A 17,680-nucleotide genomic window follows, 5' to 3' on the forward strand; every position below is an offset into this window, starting at 1 on the left:
GCTCAGCGTCCGATCAGCTCGAGGAGCGCGTCGCCGACGAGGCGCGACGCTCCGTAGGTGGCGACGTCGGCGGCGCGGTCGCCCGGCCAGCCCATGTCCACCACCACCGTGGCCCCCCGCTCGCGGACCGCGTCGATCGCGGCCAGCGCCCACGGGTGGCGATGATTGTCCTTGCCCACCACGATCGCGAGCGCGCCGTCGGGGACGGCGGCGGCGAACGCGGCGGGGTCGCCGTCGGGACCCAGCGACGCGGCGGGCGCGACGCCCGCGGCGAAGGGGCCCCACGGCGAGTTGCCGACGGCCATGTTCGCGGCCGGGTCGAGCCGCAGCCAGGCGCGCGGGCGGTCCTCGGCGAGCGCCGCACGGGCCTCGCGCGACACGTCGAAGGTCGCGCGCACGGCGCCGGCGCCGACGATGCCCGGGGCGTCGACGCGAGCCGCCGCCGCCCGACGCGAGGCGTGCGCGTCGCCCAGCCGGGCGCATCGTGCCGCCGCGTCGGTGAGCCGGTCCGCGTCGAGCGCACCGTCCTCGACGGCCGCCGCGATCGCTGCGGTGATCTCGCCGATCTCCTCGTCGGGGTTGACCGATCCGAGGCACAGGAGGTCCGAGCCGCCCGCGAGCGCGAGCACCGCGGCGGCGGGGATTCCCCTGCCGGCCGAGGCACCCGCCATGTCGAGCGCATCGGTGACCACGACCCCGTCGAAGCCGAGGCCCGCACGGAGCAGGCCCTGGAGGATGGGCCGGGAGAACGTCGCGGGCAGCTCCGCGTCGAGCGCGGGCACCATGAGGTGCGACGTCATCACGGTCGCGGTGCCGGCCTCGATGGCCGCGACGAACGGCGGCAGGTCCCGGGCGTGGAGCGTCTCGCTGTCGGCGTCCACCACCGGCAGCGCGTGATGCGAGTCCTGCGCCGTGTCACCGTGGCCCGGGAAGTGCTTGGCGCACGCCGAGACCCCCTTGCGCTGGACCCCGGCGACCCAGGCGGCCGTGTGGCGCGCCACCAGCGCCGGGTCCGCGCCGAAGCTGCGGACACCGATGACCGGGTTGCGGGGATCCGCGTTGACGTCGACGTCGGGGGCGAGCGTGAGGTCCACGCCCACCGCCGCGAGCTCGGCGCCCACCCGGGCCGCGACGGCCTCGGTGACCGCCGCATCGTCCAGCCGTCCCAGCACCGCGTTGCCGGGGAACGGCGAGCCCACGGCCTGGTAGAGGCGGGAGACGTCGCCGCCCTCCTCGTCGATCGCGACGATCGCGCGGGGGTTGGCCGCGTGGATCGCGTCGGTGAGGGCACGCAGCTGCGCGGGCGACTCGACGTTGGCGCCGAAGAGGCACACGCCGCCGAGGCCGTCCTTGAGGCGCCGCTCGAGCCAGTCCGGCAGGGTGTGCCCGACGAAGCCGGGCATGAGCACCGCGAGCGGGTTGATCACGCTGCTCATCCCTTGACCGCGCCGCCCACGAGGCCCTGCGCCATGCGGCCCTGGACGATCATGAAGAAGACGATGACGGGGATCGCGACCAGCACCGAGCCGGCCATGACCTCGCCCCACTCGGTGACGCCGAGGTTGGAGGACTGCGCGAAGTCGCGCAGCCACAGCGGCAGCGTGGCCTTCTGGCTCTCGGTGAGGATGATCGACGCGAGCGCGAACTCGTTCCACACCTGGAGGAAGGCGAACACGCCCGAGGCGACGAGCCCCGGCGCGAGGAGCGGGAACGTCACCCGGCGGAAGGCGCCCATGCGGGTGCAGCCGTCGATCATCGCGGCCTCCTCGAGGTCCACGGGGATGCCGGCGACGAAGCCGCGGAGCATCCAGGTGGTGAAGGGCACCACCATCGCGAGGTAGATGACCGAGACGCCGATGACCGAGTTGAGCAGGTTCGCGCCGGCGAGCATCTTGTACTGCGCGATGAACATCGCCTCGGCGGGGAGCATCTGCACCACGATGATCGCGAGCACGAAGGTCTTGCGGCCACGGAAGCGGAAGCGTCCGATCGCGAACGAGGCCAGCAGCGCGTAGACGAGGCACAGCACCAGGCAGATCGCGGTGACGACGAGCGACATCCCGAGCGCCGATGTGAAGGCGTTGTCCGCCAGGACCGCGCGGTAGTTCGACAGCGTGCCGCCGAACGGCACCCACGTCGGCTCGAGCTTCGAGATGGTCGCGGGCGTGAGGAAGGACGAGTTGACCATCCAGTAGACGGGGAACGCCCAGACGGCGGCGAGCACCAGGGCCAGCGCCGCTCCGGCGCTGCGAAGGAACGTGCGCTTCACGACTCCTCATCCTCCTTCAGCAGGCGGCGCACGTAGCCCCAGCTCACCGCGAGCGTGAGGATCATCACCACCATGGCGGCGGCCGCGGCCGCCCCGAACTGGCCCTGGCCGATGCCGAGGCCGTAGATGTACGTGCCGAGCAGGTCGTACCGCTCGCCCGCCGCCCCGAAGTCCTGCAGCAGCTGGATCTGCGCGAAGACGCGCAGGTCCCAGATGAGCTGGAGCAGGATGAGGATGACGAGCACCGGACGGATGATCGGCATGATGATGAGGCGCAGCATCTGGAACGCGCTCGCGCCGTCGAGCTGACCGGCCTCGAGGACCTCCTCCGAGACCTGCGTGAGGCCGGCGTACACCGAGAAGGCGACGAAGGGCACCGACGCCCACGTGATGATGACCAGCGCGACGCCGAAGAAGCTGAGGGGGTCGATCAGCCAGTCGTGGCCGATGAGGTCGACGCCCGGGATGAGCGAGAGCACGTGGTTGAGCACGCCGTTGCGGTCGTCGATGAGCCAGTTGGCGACGGTCATCTGCGCGACGATGGGCATCGCCCAGGCCAGCAGCATCGCCACCTGGAGCACGATGCGCGACCACGTCGGGATCACCTTCATCAGCAGCGCGAACGCGATGCCGATCACCATGGTGACGGCCGCGGTCGCGGCCATGAAGGCCACCGAGCGCAGCGCGATGGTCCAGAACATGCCGTCGGTGAACAGCGCGATGTAGTTGGCGAAGCCGACGTACTCGGCGGGCTGTCCGAACTGCTGCGCGAGGCCGTACTCCTTGAAGGAGTTGAGGATCTGCCACGTCACCGGGTAGCCGAGGCCGATGAGGAGGGTGCCGACCGCGGGGATCAGCAGGAGGTGCGGCAGCCGCGTCCGGCGGCGCCGTCGCCGCGGGGGCTGCTCGACGCGGGCCGGGCTGCTCGCCGGCGCCGTCATCGTGGTGGTCATGAGGTGCCTCTCGATGGTGCTGAGATGGGGTCCAGCCATGGCATGGGCCCGGGTGCGGGTGCGCACCCGGGCCCATGCGGGAGCGGCGAGGCCGCTCGGAGGTGGCTATCAGCCGTTGATGAGCTCGTCGATCTTGGCGTTGGCCTCGACGGCGAGCGTCGCGACGTCACCGCCCTCGGCGACGGCCTGGAAGTAGTCCTCCATGATCCCGGCCTCCTCGATGCTGGCCCAGCCGGCCGCGGCCGGGGTGAGCTTCGCGTTCGCGGCGGCCTCGTAGGCGATCGCGTTGACGCCCTCGAACGAGCCGGCGTCGACGTAGGCGTCGGCGAAGTCGAGGTTCGCCGGGCCCATGCCGTTCTCGGCCAGCATCTGCTGGTACTCGTCGGAGAAGATGATCTCCATGAGCGCGAGCGAGCCCTCGGGGTGCTGCGTCGCGGCCGAGATGCCGATGTTCGAGCCGCCCGCGAACACGGGGGCCACGCCGCCGTCGACGCCGGGGAGGGCGTAGACGCCGAAGGTCTCCGAGTTCCAGACGTACGACTCGGACTCCTCGTCGAAGTCGCCGAGCGTCCAGGTGGCCCACGACGGCGCCATCGTCGACGAGGCCGGGGTGCCCGGGAGGAACTCGTCGTTGATCGCGGAGTACGTGGTCGTGTCGTCGTCGGTCGCCTTCGCGACGTTCGCCGTGGTGAAGAGCTCCTGCCACTGCTCCATGCCCGCGACCGCCTCGGCGGAGTCGAGCGTGGCGTGCCACGCGGAGCCGTCGTACTCGGCGATGTCGCCGCCGTTGGCGAAGATCCACGAGATGCCGGAGCGCCAGTCGCGACCCGCGAGGTAGGCACCGCCGACGCCCTCGTCGAGCATCGTCTTGTTGGCAGCCGTGTACTCGGCGAGCGTGGTGGGCACCTCGACGCCGGCGGCCTCGTAGATGTCCTGGCGGTAGAACACCGCACGCGAGCCGAAGTAGTAGGGCAGCGCGTAGACCGAGTCGCCGATCGAGCCGGCCTCGACGAAGCCCTGGAGCAGCGACTCGCCGCCGAGCTCCTCGTAGTGCTCCGTGATGTCCATGAACGCGCCCACCGTGGTGAACGTCGCGGCCTGGGTGTTGCCCACCTCGACCACGTCGGGGGTGTTCTCGGAGTCGGGCAGCGCGGTGGTGAGCGACGAGATGAGGTCGCCCCAGCCGATCTGCTCGACGGTGAGCGCACCGCCGTTGACCTCGGCGTACTCGGCCTTGAGGTAGTCGATGAGCGTGTCAGGCGTGTCGGTGCCCGCCAGCCACAGCGTGATGTCCTCCGCCGCCATGGCGGCAGCGGACTCCGTGCCCTCCGCGGTCGGAGAGGTGTCGGTCGAGCCCTCGCCGGTCGACGAGCAACCGGCCAGGGCGATGGCGCCGGCGGCCGCGAACGCGGTCACCCCCAGCATCGTCTTCTTCATTCCAGTTCCAGTTCCTTGTGGGTTGTCCCGCGGCCCGAGGGGGTCGCGGGAATGGGGACGAGGGTCAGAAGACCCCCAGCTGGCCGGTGAGGACCATGACCGCGGCCCCGAGCACGACGATGTCGCGACCGAGCGTGGTCATCCGCACCGCAGGACCGCCGAACGCGTCGGCCATCGTGCGGGAGCGGATCGTCTCGGCGGCGGACTCCAGGAGAGAGCCGTCGAGCAGATCGAGGGGGCCGCTGAGGACGACCTCCCCGAGGTTCAGGGCGCCCACGACGGGCGCGAGGGAGATGCCGAGGCGCTCTCCCGCGGCGGCGAGCGCCGCGCGGCGGGCCTCGGCGTCGGGCGCGGCCTCGAGCCGCGCCTGGAGGCGGGGGATCGCGAGCCAGGTCTCGAGGCAGCCGGACTTGCCGCACGCGCACACGTCGCCGCCGTCCGTGCCGACCACCACGTGGCCCAGCTCGCCCGCCGCGGAGTGCGCGCCGCGGACCAGCAGGCCGCCGATCACGAGGCCGGAGCCGACGCCGCGGCCCACGCGGATGAGCACCGCGTCCTCCTGACCGCCGCCGAACGTGCGCTCGGCGAGGGCGGCCGCGTTGGCATCGTTCGCGACGACCACCGGGAGGTCCGTGCGCTCGGCGAGGAGCGCCTGAAGGGGCACGTCCGCCCAGCCGAGGTTGGGCGCCGAGAGCACGGTGCCGGCGTCGTCGACGATGCCGGGGCTGCCGACGCCGACGCCGAGCACCGGGGCCGCGGCGCGGGCGACGAGGCGGTCGAGGAGGGCCGCGACGGCGGCGACCGCATCGTCCCCCGTCACGCCGGTGACGTCCGTCTGGTCGCGGTGCTGGACCGTGCCGTCGAGGTCGGTCACCACGCCGCGGAAGAGGTTGTCGTAGGAGAGGTCGAGGGCGACCACCGCGAAGCCGGTGCGGTTGATGTCGAGCAGGGTCGCGGGCTTGCCGGGGCGCACGTCGGAGCGCAGGCCGAGCTCGATCACCAGGCCGTCGGCGATGAGGTCCGCGACGAGGTCCGAGATGGTCACGCGGGTGAGGCCCACGGCGCGGGCGAGGTCCGCGCGGGACAGGCCCTCGGAGCGGTAGAGCTCCTGGAGGACCAGCGCGCGGTTGTGGCTGCGGGCGCGCTCCGGGGTGACGCGCGAGCCGGCGCGCACCACGGACGCGAAGCGCCTGGTCGGCGGCGCGGTTCGCTGCGATGCGAGTCCTGGTCCCTGGCGGGTGCCCTGCTGGGTCATGTTCGTTAGTAAAGGTTACTAACAATTAAACGCGCAAGGGGTGGCGGGGCTTTCGTTACCGTTCCGTGATGTGAACGCCGGTACCCCATGACGCCACGTGGGCGCTTGAGCCGTGGAATCCGGCCTGATCACGCAGCTCAACCGCCCAGTTGATGCGAGCAGCGGCGGAGACGCCGCGAGGGCCCCGGCCCGCGGATGCGGATCGGGGCCCTCGCGAGCGGAGATCAGATGAGCGACAGCTCGGCGACGGCGTCGCGCTCCTCGACCAGCTCGGCCACCGAGACCGCGAGGCCCGCCTGCGCGGCCTCGGACATCTCGAGACCCTGGACGATCTCCCACGCGCCGTCCTTGGACACGCACGGGAAGCCGGAGATGACGCCCTCGGGCACGCCGTACGAGCCGTCGGACACGAGACCCACCGAGGTCCACTCCCCCTCGGGCGTGCCGAGCACCCAGTCGCGCACGTGGTCGACGGCCGCGTTGGCCGCCGAGGCCGCCGAGGATGCGCCGCGCGCGTCGATGATCGCCGCGCCGCGCTTCGCGACCGTCGGGATGAAGGTGTCGGTCACCCAGGCGTCGTCCGCGATCACGGAAGGCGCGGGACGCCCGCCGATGGTCGCGTGCGCGATGTCCGGGTACTGCTTCGCGGAGTGGTTGCCCCAGATGGTGACGTTCTTGACGTCGCCCACGCCCACGCCCGACTTCGCCGCGAGCTGCGCGAGCGCGCGGTTGTGGTCGAGGCGCATCATCGCGGTGAAGCGCTCGGCTGGGACGTCGGGAGCGTGCTTCGAGGCGATGAGGGCGTTGGTGTTGGCGGGGTTGCCCACCACCAGGACGCGCACGTCGTCGGCCGCGCCGGCGTTGATCGCGGCGCCCTGCGGACCGAAGATGCCGCCGTTGGCCGCGAGCAGGTCGCCGCGCTCCATGCCCGCGCCGCGCGGACGCGCGCCCACGAGGAGGCCCACGTTGACCCCGTCGAAGGCCGCGGTCGCGTCGTCGAAGATGTCGACGCCGGCGAGCAGCGGGAAGGCGCAGTCGTCGAGCTCCATCGCGGTGCCCTCGGCGGCCTTGACCGCCTGCGGGATCTCCAGCAGGCGCAGCTTGACCGGCGTGTCCGGTCCCAGCAGCTGCCCGGAGGCGATGCGGAACAGCAGGGCGTAGCCGATCTGGCCGGCCGCGCCCGTGACGGTGACGGTGACAGGGGTGGTGCTCACTTCTTCGTGACTCCTCGTGATGGGGATGGGTGGGGACGATGCGCCGCCCGGGCGGGGACGATGCGCCCGCGCGGGCGCATCGTCCGCCGTCCTAGGCCAGGCGCGCCGAGAGGTTGGCGTCGAGGGTCGCGAGGAACTCCTCGGTGGTCTGCCACTCCTGGTCCGGACCGACCAGCAGCGCGAGGTCCTTGGTCATCGCGCCCGACTCGACGGACTTGATGATGACGTCCTCGAGGGTCTCCGCGAAGCCGGTGACCTCGGGCGTGCCGTCGAGCTTGCCGCGGTGCTTGAGGCCGCCGGTCCACGCGAAGATCGACGCAATGGGGTTGGTCGACGTGGGCTTGCCGGCCTGGTGCTGGCGGAAGTGGCGGGTGACGGTGCCGTGCGCGGCCTCCGCCTCGACGGTCTTGCCGTCCGGGGTCATGAGCACCGAGGTCATGAGGCCCAGCGAGCCGAAGCCCTGCGCCACCGTGTCCGACTGGACGTCGCCGTCGTAGTTCTTGCAGGCCCAGACGTAGCCGCCCTCCCACTTCATGGCCGCCGCGACCATGTCGTCGATGAGGCGGTGCTCGTAGGAGAGGCCCGCGGCCTCGAAGTCGGCCTTGAACTCCTTCTCGAAGACGTCCGCGAAGATGTCCTTGAAGGCGCCGTCGTAGGCCTTGAGGATCGTGTTCTTGGTCGACATGTAGACCGGGTAGTTGCGCTGCAGACCGTAGGAGAAGGACGCGCGCGCGAAGTCCTCGATGGACTTGTTGAAGTTGTACATGCCCATCGCGACACCGCCGTCGGGGCCGTAGTTCGCGACGACGTGCTCGATCGGCTCCGAGCCGTCCTCGGGCGTGAACGTGACGGTCAGCTTGCCGGCGCCGGGGACCTTGAAGTTGGTCGCCTTGTACTGGTCGCCGTGGGCGTGACGGCCGATGATGATCGGCTTGGTCCAGCCCGGCACCAGGCGCGGGATGTTCGAGATGATGATCGGCTCGCGGAACACCACGCCGCCGAGGATGTTGCGGATCGTGCCGTTGGGGCTCACGTACATGCGCTTGAGGCCGAACTCCTCGACGCGCGCCTCGTCGGGCGTGATGGTGGCGCACTTGACGCCCACGCCGTGCTTCTTGATCGCCTCGGCCGCGTCGATGGTGATCTGGTCGTCGGTCGCGTCGCGCGACTCGATCCCGAGGTCGTAGTACTCGAGGTCCACGTCGAGGTACGGGTGGATCAGGCGGTCCTTGATGAACTGCCAGATGATCCTCGTCATCTCGTCGCCGTCGAGCTCGACGACCTTGCCTTCGACCTTGATCTTCGCCATGCGCTAGTCCTCACACCTTCGGGGATGGTGGCACCAGGCTAGTCCACGGCCCCGCAGCCCACGTCATCGGTTCTGCGCGCCCTCTCGCGCGGCGCCCGCGCGCGTGGAACGATGCGACAGAGCGCCCGATCGCGCGGCGCCGGACCAGGAGGAACGATGAGCCAGCCAGGTTTCGACAAGGAGTCCACGCCCGAGCAGCCCGGCGACGAGGCGATGGTCGAGGAGGTGGTCGTCGTGGAGGAGGTCGACGACATGCCGGAGGACGTCGCCGACGACGTCTGGGTCGAGGACACCTCGGGGCCCAGCCTGCTGTCGCGCATGGCCGCCGAGGTCGGCGGCACGTTCATCCTCGTGTTCATGGGCGTCGGCACCGCGCTGTTCCTCAGCGTCGGCAACAACGGCACCCTCACCGCGGCCTTCGGCTTCGCGCTCGGCGTCATCATCGCGGCGACCATCTTCGGCGGCGTCTCGGGCGCGCACCTCAACCCCGCGGTGACCGTGGGCGTGTGGCTGTCGGGCCGCTTCCCCGGCCGCGACGTCGCGCCGTACGTGCTCGCGCAGCTCGTGGGCGCCTCGTTCGCCGGCGCGCTGCTGTTCGGGGTCTCCTCCGGGCACCCGAGCATCGAGAGCGGTCGCGAGTTCGTCGCCACAGGCGCGAACGGCTACGGCGACCACTCCCCCGCAGGCTTCGGGCTGGTGTCCGGCCTCGTCATCGAGATCGTGATCGCGGCGCTGCTCGTGTCCGTGGTGCTCTCGGCCACGTCCGTGCGCGCGAACCCCGCGGTCGCCCCGTTCGCGATCGGCCTCACGGTCGGCTTCCTCGTGCTGGTCGCGATCCCGTTCACCAACGGCGCGCTCAACCCGGCGCGCTCGACCGGCATCGCGCTGTTCTCCGACACGTGGGCCCTGCAGCAGGTGTGGCTGTTCTGGCTGGCGCCGATGCTCGGAGCCGCAGTCGCGGGCCTGATGTTCCGCGCCTTCGGGCCGGAGGAGGACCTGGAGACGGTCGAGGTGCTCGAGAGCATCGAGGACTGAGCCCCGACCCGACCACCCGTCGATTCCCAATGACGCGTGTGACTCAGGTGACGCTTGTCACCCGGTGAGACAGCACCATCGTTCACGCAGGGATGGTTGCTTCACATGCGTCATTGGGAATCGACGCGCCCGCTCAGCTGAGCGGCGTCGTGAGCCCGAGGTACGCGAGCGCCGCCGCGAGGACCAGCAGCACGCCGACGTCGATCGCCCGGCGGCGCACCGCGAAGGCGCGCTCGACCGGGGTGACGATGCGGGCGACGGCCCCGGCCGCGGCGAAGACCGCGAGCAGCAGCACCGCGCGGTCGACGCCGATGACCAGCCCGGACAGCGCGATCGCGATCACCGCGACCGTCACCGCCCAGGCGAGCCTGCGGGGCGTGAGCGAGCTCTCGGACACCGCGCGCCTCAGTGGAAGAAGTGACGCGTGCCGGTGTGGACCAGGGTGATCCCCGCGGACTCCGCCGCCGCGATCACCTCGGCGTCGCGCACCGAGCCGCCGGGCGAGACCACGGCCTTCACGCCGCCCTCGATCAGCACCTCGAGCCCGTCCGCGAACGGGAAGAACGCGTCGGACGCCGCGACCGAGCCCGCCGCCCGCTCCGTGCCCGCACGGCTCACCGCGAGGCGGCACGAGTCGACGCGGTTGACCTGGCCCATGCCGATGCCGACGGCCGCGCCGTCCTTCGCGAGCAGGATCGCGTTGGACTTCACCGCGCGGCAGGCGCGCCAGGCGAACGCGAGGTCCGCGAGGAGCGCCTCGTCCGGCGCGGGTCCTGCGACGTGCTGCCAGCCGTCGGTGCTGTCGCCGGGAGCGTCGATCGCGTCGAGGTCCTGGACCAGCAGGCCGCCGGTGATGCGGCGCCACTCGGTGGTGAGCGGCGCGGGGTCGATCTCGAGGATGCGCAGGTTCTTCTTCGCGTTGAGGATGGCGATGGCCTCGTCCTCGTAGCCGGGGGCCACCACGACCTCGGTGAAGATCTCCGCGATCTGGCGGGCCGCATCGGCCGTCACCACGCCGTTGGCGGCGATGACGCCGCCGAACGCGCTCACGGGATCCGTCGCGTGCGCCTTGGCGTGCGCCTCGGCGATCGAGCCCGCGACCGCGATGCCGCACGGGTTGGCGTGCTTGATCACGGCGACCGCGGGGCCCTCGTGGTCGTACGCGGCGCGCACGGCGGCGTCCGCGTCGACGTAGTTGTTGAAGGACATCTCCTTGCCGTGGAGCTGGCGCGCGCCGGCGATGCCGGTGCCCGAGCCATCCGTGTACAGCGCGGCGCTCTGGTGCGGGTTCTCGCCGTAGCGCAGGATCGCCTCGCGCGTGAACGATGCGCCCATCCACGGCGCGAGCGCGGCCGGCTCGCCGGTCGCGTGCGCGGACATCCAGGTGGCGACCGCGACGTCGTACTCCGCGGTGTGACGGAAGGCCTTCGCCGACAGGCCGGTGCGCTCGGCGAGCGTGAAGCCGCCGTGGCCGACAGCGTTCGCGACGCTCTCGTAGTCGGCGGGGTCCACCACCACGGCGACCGACGCGTGGTTCTTCGCGGCGGCGCGCACCATCGACGGCCCGCCGATGTCGATCTGCTCGACGATCTCGTCGTCGGAGGCGCCCGAGGCGACCGTAGCCGCGAACGGGTAGAGGTTGACCACCACGAGGTCGAAGGCCTCGATGCCGAGCTCCTCGAGCTGACGCACGTGGTCGTCGAGGCGGCGGTCCGCGAGGATGCCGGCGTGCACGCGCGGGTGGAGCGTCTTCACGCGGCCGTCGAGGCACTCGGGGAAGCCGGTGAGCTCCTCGACGGGCGTGACGGGCACGCCCGCGGACGCGATGCGCTGCGCGGTCGAGCCGGTCGACACGATCTGCACGCCCTCATGGGTGAGCGCGGTGGCGAGCTCCTCGATGCCGGTCTTGTCGTACACGGAGATGAGGGCGCGGCGCACGGCCTGACGCTCGGTCATGGTTCCTCCTCAGGGGGTTCGGATCGGCGCCCCGAGGCGGACGGAGCGGCCGGAGACGGTCCACCCCTCGCGCGCCATGCGGCCGAGCGTGCGGGACACCAGCCCCCGCTCGACCTCCTTGATGCGCTCGTGGAGGGTGGACTCGGTGTCGTCGTCGAGGACCTCGACCGCCGCCTGCGCGACGATCGGTCCCGTGTCCACGCCGGCGTCGACCAGGATGACGGTGCAGCCCGTCACCTTCGCGCCGCCGGCGAGGGCGTCCCTCACCCCGTGCGCGCCCGGATAGGCGGGCAGGAGGGCGGGGTGCGTGTTGAGGATGCGGCCGCCGAAGCGTGCGAGCGAGGGCTCGCCGAGCAGCCGCATGAAGCCCGCGAGCAGCACGAGCTCGGGGTCGAACGTGGCGAGGGTGCGGGCGAGCGCCTCGTCCCAGAGCGCGCGGCTCTCGAAGTCCTCGAGGCGGACCACGGCCGTCGGGATCCCGGCCTCGCGCGCGATGTCGAGCGCGCCGGCATCGTCCTTGTCGGTGATGACGCCGACCACCCGGGCGCCGTACGCCTCGTCCCGCGCCGCCTCGATCACGGCGCGCATGGTCGACCCTGCCCCGGAGGCGAGCACGACGACACGCCGGGACCGGGGTGCGTTTGTCACAGCGCCGAGCCTATCGGCATGCTGGGGGTCACACCGACCGAGGGAGCCGCATGCCGCCCATGCCCGCCGACGTGCCCGAGGCGGGGGCCGGCGCACGCCGTGCGGTCCAGTGGAGCCTGCTGCTTCTCGCGGCGCTCCTGCTGGTGCCGATGCTCGGGCCCTCGTGGGGCCTGAGCGCGCTCGTGCTCGCCCCGGCCGCCGCGACCGCGATGATCGTCGCGCTCGTGAAGCTGCGCGGGGCGCCCCTCAAGGCGCTCAAGCTGATGCTGTGGATCGGCCTCGGGGTCGCGGTGCTCGCGCTGTTCTACGGGCTGGGCCTCGTGATCCTCCACGACCAGGTGACCGCGCTCGAGGAGTGCCAGGACCGTGCGATCACCAACACCGCGCGCGAGCAGTGCCTCCTCGACTACGAGCAGGCGTACCTCGACCTGCTCGAGGACTGGGGCGTCAGCGTGCCGAGCCAGCCCTGACGGGCTCGCGCTCCTGCCGGACCTCCCCGGCATCGTCCACGCGGCCGCGTGCGCGCACCCACCGCCAGCCGGCGAGGACGCCCCACACCAGGCCGTAGCCCGCGACCACCAGCGCGGTGCCGATGAGCGTCACCGGGATGATCTCCGCGCCGACGTCCTGGAGCCGCCCGGGTCCCGCGCTGCCGCGCGAGAGACCGGTGAGGGCGACCAGGCCCAGCGCCACGGAGCCGACGGCCACGCCGCCCGCCTTCGCGGACTCCCAATCGAGGCCGATGCGGCGGGCGAGGAGCGCGCGGGCGAGCGCCGCGAGTGCCATCACCACGAACGGCGACCAGACCCACCAGCCGCCCGAGCCGGCCGGAAGCGTGCCGAGCAGCGGCAGGCTGGGGAGCGCGTCCTCGGTGAGCGTGTCGGGCGCGTAGAGCGAGCCGGTCCCCACCACGAAGCCCGGGCCGATGAGCCACGCGACCATCCAGCACACCATCGTCGGGACGTAGAGCGTCTCGCCGAGCGCGAGCGCGCCGGCGCCGAGCGGGTCCATGCCGAGCCCCGAGGACAGGACCGCGACGCGGTCCATGGCGAGCACCGCCCACGTGCCGCCGACCGCGGCGGCCGCCGCGACGATGAGCGCGAGCGTGCCGAGCCCCAGGCGCAGGCCCGCGCGGATGAAGTCGGGGACGCGGTCGAGCACGCGCAGCCGCGCGCCGTACGCGCGCCAGATGCCGGCCGCGACCGCGGGCGCCGCGATGAGGATTCCCGCGAGCGCGGCGCGGGTCGCCGACGCGGGGCGCAGCTCGTCGGGGGCGCCCAGCCAGCCGATGAGCGCGGCGCCCGCGGCGAAGGCCGCGACGCCGAGCGCCCAGCTGGTCCAGCTCTTGACCGCGAAGCGTCGCGACACGGCGACGAGGATCGCGCCGCTCACGAGCGGCAGGCCGAGCGGGATGAGGCTGATGACCCCTGCATCCGTCACGAGCGGCACGCCGTGGCCGAGCAGCCACAGGTCGGTCGCGATGGTCGCGGCCCCCGACCAGTCGACGGCGGCGGAGCCGTCGAGGCTGGGCGCGCCCGCGACCGCCGCGAGCGCGGGGGCGAGCACCACGAGGTAGGAGAGCACGATGCCCTGGACGCCCGCGAGCAGTCCGCCGGCCCAGCCGGGCAGCGCCGCCTGGATGCGCGCGAACAGCGGGCTCGCGGGTGCGGTGCGGTCCTCAGGCATGGCATCCATGGTCGCTCGCGGTCGACCGGAACCGGCGGACCGCCGCGCCGCCCTCTTGCCGGCGCGCTGGGGCCGGCCGGACATGCGGAAGGGCCCCGACCCGCAGGTCGAGGCCCTTCGCGCACGGATCAGGATCCGGTGAGGATCTCCCGCATCAGGGTCGCGGTCTCGGACGGCGTGGTGCCGACCTTGACGCCGGCGGCCTCGAGCGCCTCCTTCTTGGCGGCGGCGGTGCCCACCGAGCCGGACACGATCGCGCCGGCGTGGCCCATCGTCTTGCCCTCGGGCGCCTCGAAGCCAGCGACGTAGCCCACCACGGGCTTGGTCACGTGCTCCTTGATGTACGCCGCGGCGCGCTCCTCGGCGTCGCCGCCGATCTCGCCGATCATCACGATCGCCGCGGTGTCCGGGTCGTTCTCGAAGGCCTCGAGGCAGTCGATGTGCGTGGTGCCGACGATCGGGTCGCCGCCGATGCCCACGCACGTCGAGAAGCCGAGATCACGGAGCTCGAACATCATCTGGTAGGTCAGCGTGCCCGACTTCGACACGAGCCCGATCTTGCCGGGGCCGGTGATGTTCGCCGGCGTGATGCCCACGTTGGACTCGCCCGGCGTGATGAGGCCCGGGCAGTTGGGGCCGATGAGGCGCGTGCCCTTCGACTGCGCGTACGCGAAGAACTCGGCCGTGTCGGCGACCGGGACGCCCTCGGTGATGATCACCACGAGCGGCATGCCCGCGTCGACGGCCTCCATGACCGCGGACTTGGTGAAGGGCGGCGGGACGAAGAGCACCGACACGTCCGCGCCGGTCGCCTCCATCGCCTCGGCGACGGTGCCGTAGACCGGCACCAGCACGTCGCCGGGGAACTCGACCTCGGCGCCCGCCTTGCGCGGGTTGACGCCGCCGACGACGTTCGTGCCCGAGGCGAGCATGCGCTGCGTGTGCTTCATGCCCTCGGAGCCGGTCATGCCCTGGACGATGACCTTGGAGTCCTGGGTGAGGAAGATTGCCATGTCAGGTCTCCTTACGCTGCCGCGGCGGCGAGCTCGGCGGCCTTGGCCGCGGCGCCGTCCATGGTCTCGACGATGGTCACGAGCGGGTGGTCGGCGTGCGCCAGGATCGCGCGGCCGTCCTCGACGGCGTTGCCGTCGAGTCGCACCACGAGCGGCTTGGTCGCCTTGTCTCCCAGCGCCTCGAGCGCGCCGACGATGCCGTCCGCCACCGCGACGCAGGAGGTGATCCCGCCGAACACGTTGACGAACACGCTCTTGACCTGCGGGTCGTGAAGGATCACGTCGAGGCCGTTGGCCATGACCTCGGCCGAGGCGCCGCCGCCGATGTCGAGGAAGTTGGCGGGCTTCTGCCCGCCGAACTCGCGACCGGCGTACGCGACGACGTCGAGCGTGGACATCACGAGCCCCGCGCCGTTGCCGATGATGCCGACGGAGCCGTCGAGCTTCACGTAGTTGAGGTTCATGTGCTTGGCCTTGGCCTCGAGCGGGTCCGCCGCGGCCTTGTCCTCGAGCGCAGCGTGGTCCGCGTGGCGGAACAGGGCGTTCTCGTCGATGGTGACCTTGCCGTCGAGCGCGATGATCGAGCCGTCCTCGGTGCGCACGAGCGGGTTGACCTCGACCAGCGTCGCGTCCTCGTTCTTGTAGACGAGCCACAGCTTCTCGATCGTGTCGATCACGGCCTCGCGCAGCTCCGCGGGGAAGCCGGCGGTGTCGACGATCTCCTCGGCCTTGGCCCGGTCGATCCCCACCAGCGGGTCGACGGCGACCTTCGCGAGCGCGTCGGGGCGCTCGACCGCGAGCTGCTCGATCTCCATGCCGCCCTCGACGGAGCACATCGCCAGGTAGCGGCGCTCGGCGCGGTCCAGCAGCACGCTGAAGTAGAACTCCTCGGCGATCGCGGCTCCCGCGGCGATCATCACGCGGTGCACGGTGTGCCCCTTGATGTCCATGCCGAGGATCGCCTCGGCGTACGCCTCGGCCTCGTCGGGCGTCTTGGCGACCTTGACGCCGCCGGCCTTTCCTCGTCCGCCCACCTTCACCTGCGCCTTGACGACGACCACGCCGCCCAGCTGCTCGGCCGCGGCTCGCGCCTCGGCGGGGGTCTCGGCGACGATGCCCGGCAGCACGGGGACCCCGTGCTTCTCGAACATGTCGCGCGCCTGGTACTCGTACAGGTCCATGCACTGTCCTCACGCGAAGGGCGCGCCCTCGTCGGCGCGCTTGTCCGTTGGTGCAGGGTCAGCCTACCCACGTCTGCGCCGCATGCGGGACCATGGTCCCTACGAAAGTCGCCATGATTGTCGCCAATCTTGGCGCGCCGCGCCGACAATCCGAGCCGCCCGGCCCACGGCCCGTCAGGCCTCCAGGCCTCCGCAGCCCCTCCGGACACCTCGGCCCTGCCCGGCGAACCGGTACACGGCGGGTGCGCGGCGTCGCCTCCTCGGTGGCCGGCACGAGCGCCTGCCACCAGTTCGACCCTCGACCGCGGTGCCGCTGGCCCTGCCACAAGGACGACTCCTTCTCGCGCCGTGAGCGGCGGTCGGCGCTGCGCTTGCCGCGCGTCCGCCTGTCGCGGTGGCCATGAGTGCCGCGATCAGCGCTGGCGTGATGGCCGTGTCGACGTACACGCGACAGCACGACGCCGCGCACAGGTCGTAGCCGAGCGCCCCTCTGGCATCAGCGATCTTACGCCAGCCCGACCTAGCCGGTCGCGCGCCCCACGATCGCAACCGATCCGACGACCCTCTTCCCAAGGGCACCGCCCGTCATGTGGCACGGCGGGCGGGCACCAGCGCGCCACCCCTGATGGCCCTCTCGGCAGGGGACTCGACATAGGTGAACAGCACCCACGCGGCGAGCAGGCTGACGGCGAGCGCCAAGACGACGCACACGAGCACGGCGCCCAACGTCGCGCCCGCATTATCGAGGATGCCCACCTCGACGACGCGCAAGACGCTGTAGTGCACCAGGTAGAACGCAAACGACCACTCTCCGAGCGCCACCACCGCGGCATTGCGAAACGGACTTCGACGGCCCGCGATGTCCGTCTGCGCTGTCGCGACGATCAGCAGTGCCATGGGAGCCACCCATATGCGCGACGATTCGAGATGAACCGTCGACGGCAGCACGTGCGCCAGCGCATAGGCGGCGAGTAGCACGACGCCTGCGACGCCGAGGGACACCCGAGGCAGTCCCTCGCGCAACAGCAGCGCCGCGCAGATCCCGATGGCAAACTCGGGCAAGCGCGCGAGCGGGAGGTTGTAGGTCGCCCACCCGAGCGTGGGCTGGCCGAGGGCGCTGAGTTGGAGCACCACGCTCCACGCGATCGACGCCGCGTACGCGCCGCCGGCGACCCACCACAGGCGTCGTCGCGAACAGCGCACGAGCGCTCGGATCAGGAACGGGAACAGCAGGTAGAAGAACACCTCGACAGAGATGCTCCACTCCACGCCGTTGCCGCCGTAGAAGTACTCCGGCAGGGGGATCCATGCCTGCATCAACGTAAGACTGCCGAGCGTGCCAGGAAGGAGCGCCGCCGCGCCCGCGGGGTAGAGCACGACGAGCGTGAGATACGCAAGGATCGCGGTGAGCCAGCTGAGCGGCACGATGCGCGCGATGCGACGAGTGAAGAATGCACCGATGGGCGCGGTGTCCCTATGCGCCCAGGTGAGAACGAACCCGCTGAGCACGAAGAAGAACGACACGCCAAGAGCACCCAGCCCGTCGAACGCGTTGCGCACGAGCGCGAGGCCCGCCACACCGGCGAACCATCCCGAGACATGGAAAAGGAAGACAGCAAGCGCCGCGTACCAGCGCAGACCCGTCAGCCCATCCAGCCGCCCCATGGTCCAGAACGTTACGCTTGTCGCGTTTCTCGGCGATGTCGGCGGGGTGAACTCCTGAT

Annotated in this window: 16 protein-coding genes; 2 read left to right on the top strand and 14 right to left on the bottom strand. The window is 71.6% G+C overall.

Annotated elements, in window-relative coordinates; all coding sequences use genetic code 11:
* Positions 1-2: 2 nt before the first annotated feature.
* The 7 genes from TR42_RS12180 to TR42_RS12210 form a co-directional block, all read right to left on the bottom strand.
* Positions 3-1,436, bottom strand: coding sequence for a glycoside hydrolase family 3 protein (locus TR42_RS12180; RefSeq protein ID WP_042216260.1), 1,434 nt, complete (start codon positions 1,434-1,436; stop codon positions 3-5).
* A complete protein-coding gene (locus TR42_RS12185) occupies positions 1,433-2,269 on the bottom strand; it encodes a carbohydrate ABC transporter permease (protein WP_042216262.1) in 837 nt (278 codons plus the stop codon). Before TR42_RS12185 ends, TR42_RS12180 begins: the two co-directional genes overlap by 4 nt.
* Positions 2,266-3,222: a carbohydrate ABC transporter permease gene (locus TR42_RS12190; protein ID WP_042216265.1), complete on the bottom strand. Its 957-nt coding sequence runs from the start codon at positions 3,220-3,222 to the stop codon at positions 2,266-2,268. Before TR42_RS12190 ends, TR42_RS12185 begins: the two co-directional genes overlap by 4 nt.
* 108 nt (positions 3,223-3,330) lie before the next feature.
* Positions 3,331-4,659 carry an extracellular solute-binding protein gene (locus TR42_RS12195; protein WP_042216267.1) on the bottom strand — a complete coding sequence of 443 codons (1,329 nt, stop codon included), beginning with the start codon at positions 4,657-4,659 and terminating at the stop codon, positions 3,331-3,333.
* A gap of 64 nt (positions 4,660-4,723) precedes the next feature.
* A complete protein-coding gene (locus TR42_RS12200) occupies positions 4,724-5,914 on the bottom strand; it encodes an ROK family transcriptional regulator (RefSeq protein WP_081953377.1) in 1,191 nt (396 codons plus the stop codon).
* Between the two features lie 224 nt (positions 5,915-6,138).
* Positions 6,139-7,128, bottom strand: coding sequence for a malate dehydrogenase (locus TR42_RS12205; RefSeq protein WP_042216269.1), 990 nt, complete (start codon positions 7,126-7,128; stop codon positions 6,139-6,141).
* Positions 7,129-7,219: 91 nt separating this feature from the next.
* The gene (locus TR42_RS12210) at positions 7,220-8,437 is read right to left on the bottom strand and encodes an NADP-dependent isocitrate dehydrogenase (RefSeq protein ID WP_042216271.1); all 1,218 of its coding nucleotides are present in this window, start codon (positions 8,435-8,437) and stop codon (positions 7,220-7,222) included.
* A 156-nt stretch (positions 8,438-8,593) separates the two neighbouring features.
* Between TR42_RS12210 and TR42_RS12215 the strand changes: the two genes are divergently transcribed.
* Positions 8,594-9,472 (top strand): aquaporin, encoded by an 879-nt coding sequence (locus tag TR42_RS12215; RefSeq protein ID WP_201770804.1) that lies wholly within the window; start codon positions 8,594-8,596, stop codon positions 9,470-9,472.
* Between the two features lie 133 nt (positions 9,473-9,605).
* Here the strand turns inward: TR42_RS12215 and TR42_RS12220 are convergent, their stop codons facing one another.
* The 3 genes from TR42_RS12220 to purN are packed head-to-tail and all read right to left on the bottom strand — an operon-like array spanning position 9,606 to position 12,076.
* Positions 9,606-9,869, bottom strand: coding sequence for a hypothetical protein (locus TR42_RS12220; protein ID WP_042216273.1), 264 nt, complete (start codon positions 9,867-9,869; stop codon positions 9,606-9,608).
* Positions 9,870-9,877: 8 nt separating this feature from the next.
* Positions 9,878-11,428 (bottom strand): bifunctional phosphoribosylaminoimidazolecarboxamide formyltransferase/IMP cyclohydrolase, encoded by a 1,551-nt coding sequence (gene purH, locus TR42_RS12225; RefSeq protein WP_042216275.1) that lies wholly within the window; start codon positions 11,426-11,428, stop codon positions 9,878-9,880.
* A gap of 9 nt (positions 11,429-11,437) precedes the next feature.
* Positions 11,438-12,076, bottom strand: a complete 639-nt coding sequence (gene purN / locus TR42_RS12230) for a phosphoribosylglycinamide formyltransferase (RefSeq protein WP_042216276.1) — start codon at positions 12,074-12,076, stop codon at positions 11,438-11,440.
* 50 nt (positions 12,077-12,126) lie between these two features.
* Here purN and TR42_RS12235 point away from each other — a divergent pair, with 50 nt between their 5' ends.
* Positions 12,127-12,546 carry a hypothetical protein gene (locus TR42_RS12235; RefSeq protein WP_042216278.1) on the top strand — a complete coding sequence of 140 codons (420 nt, stop codon included), beginning with the start codon at positions 12,127-12,129 and terminating at the stop codon, positions 12,544-12,546.
* On the opposite strand, the gene TR42_RS12240 is transcribed toward TR42_RS12235, so the two are convergent.
* The 4 genes from TR42_RS12240 to TR42_RS12255 all read right to left on the bottom strand — a co-directional run bounded on the left by TR42_RS12240 (position 12,524) and on the right by TR42_RS12255 (position 17,621).
* Positions 12,524-13,762 (bottom strand): cell division protein PerM, encoded by a 1,239-nt coding sequence (locus TR42_RS12240; protein ID WP_042216280.1) that lies wholly within the window; start codon positions 13,760-13,762, stop codon positions 12,524-12,526. The genes TR42_RS12235 and TR42_RS12240 overlap by 23 nt on opposite strands.
* Positions 13,763-13,890: 128 nt before the next feature.
* Entirely contained in the window at positions 13,891-14,775 is an 885-nt protein-coding gene (gene sucD, locus TR42_RS12245) for a succinate--CoA ligase subunit alpha (protein WP_042216283.1), read from the bottom strand.
* Positions 14,776-14,786: 11 nt separating this feature from the next.
* Complete coding sequence (gene sucC, locus TR42_RS12250) at positions 14,787-15,956, bottom strand: ADP-forming succinate--CoA ligase subunit beta (protein ID WP_042216284.1); 1,170 nt, start codon at positions 15,954-15,956, stop codon at positions 14,787-14,789.
* Positions 15,957-16,541: 585 nt separating this feature from the next.
* Positions 16,542-17,621, bottom strand: a complete 1,080-nt coding sequence (locus tag TR42_RS12255) for an acyltransferase family protein (protein WP_042216286.1) — start codon at positions 17,619-17,621, stop codon at positions 16,542-16,544.
* Positions 17,622-17,680: the final 59 nt, after the last annotated feature.

This window comes from Demequina mangrovi (genome assembly GCF_000759715.1).
Lineage (GTDB): Bacteria > Actinomycetota > Actinomycetes > Actinomycetales > Demequinaceae > Demequina > Demequina mangrovi.

Coding starts and splice junctions, on each gene's coding strand:
- TR42_RS12180 (WP_042216260.1), bottom strand. CDS start 1,436: ATGAGCAGCGTGATCAACCCGCTCGCGGTGCTCATGCCCGGCTTCGTC.
- TR42_RS12195 (WP_042216267.1), bottom strand. CDS start 4,659: ATGAAGAAGACGATGCTGGGGGTGACCGCGTTCGCGGCCGCCGGCGCC.
- sucC (WP_042216284.1), bottom strand. CDS start 15,956: ATGGACCTGTACGAGTACCAGGCGCGCGACATGTTCGAGAAGCACGGG.
- purH (WP_042216275.1), bottom strand. CDS start 11,428: ATGACCGAGCGTCAGGCCGTGCGCCGCGCCCTCATCTCCGTGTACGAC.
- TR42_RS12215 (WP_201770804.1), top strand. CDS start 8,594: ATGAGCCAGCCAGGTTTCGACAAGGAGTCCACGCCCGAGCAGCCCGGC.
- TR42_RS12210 (WP_042216271.1), bottom strand. CDS start 8,437: ATGGCGAAGATCAAGGTCGAAGGCAAGGTCGTCGAGCTCGACGGCGAC.
- TR42_RS12255 (WP_042216286.1), bottom strand. CDS start 17,621: ATGGGGCGGCTGGATGGGCTGACGGGTCTGCGCTGGTACGCGGCGCTT.
- sucD (WP_042216283.1), bottom strand. CDS start 14,775: ATGGCAATCTTCCTCACCCAGGACTCCAAGGTCATCGTCCAGGGCATG.
- TR42_RS12235 (WP_042216278.1), top strand. CDS start 12,127: ATGCCGCCCATGCCCGCCGACGTGCCCGAGGCGGGGGCCGGCGCACGC.
- TR42_RS12200 (WP_081953377.1), bottom strand. CDS start 5,914: ATGACCCAGCAGGGCACCCGCCAGGGACCAGGACTCGCATCGCAGCGA.
- TR42_RS12190 (WP_042216265.1), bottom strand. CDS start 3,222: ATGACCACCACGATGACGGCGCCGGCGAGCAGCCCGGCCCGCGTCGAG.
- TR42_RS12240 (WP_042216280.1), bottom strand. CDS start 13,762: ATGCCTGAGGACCGCACCGCACCCGCGAGCCCGCTGTTCGCGCGCATC.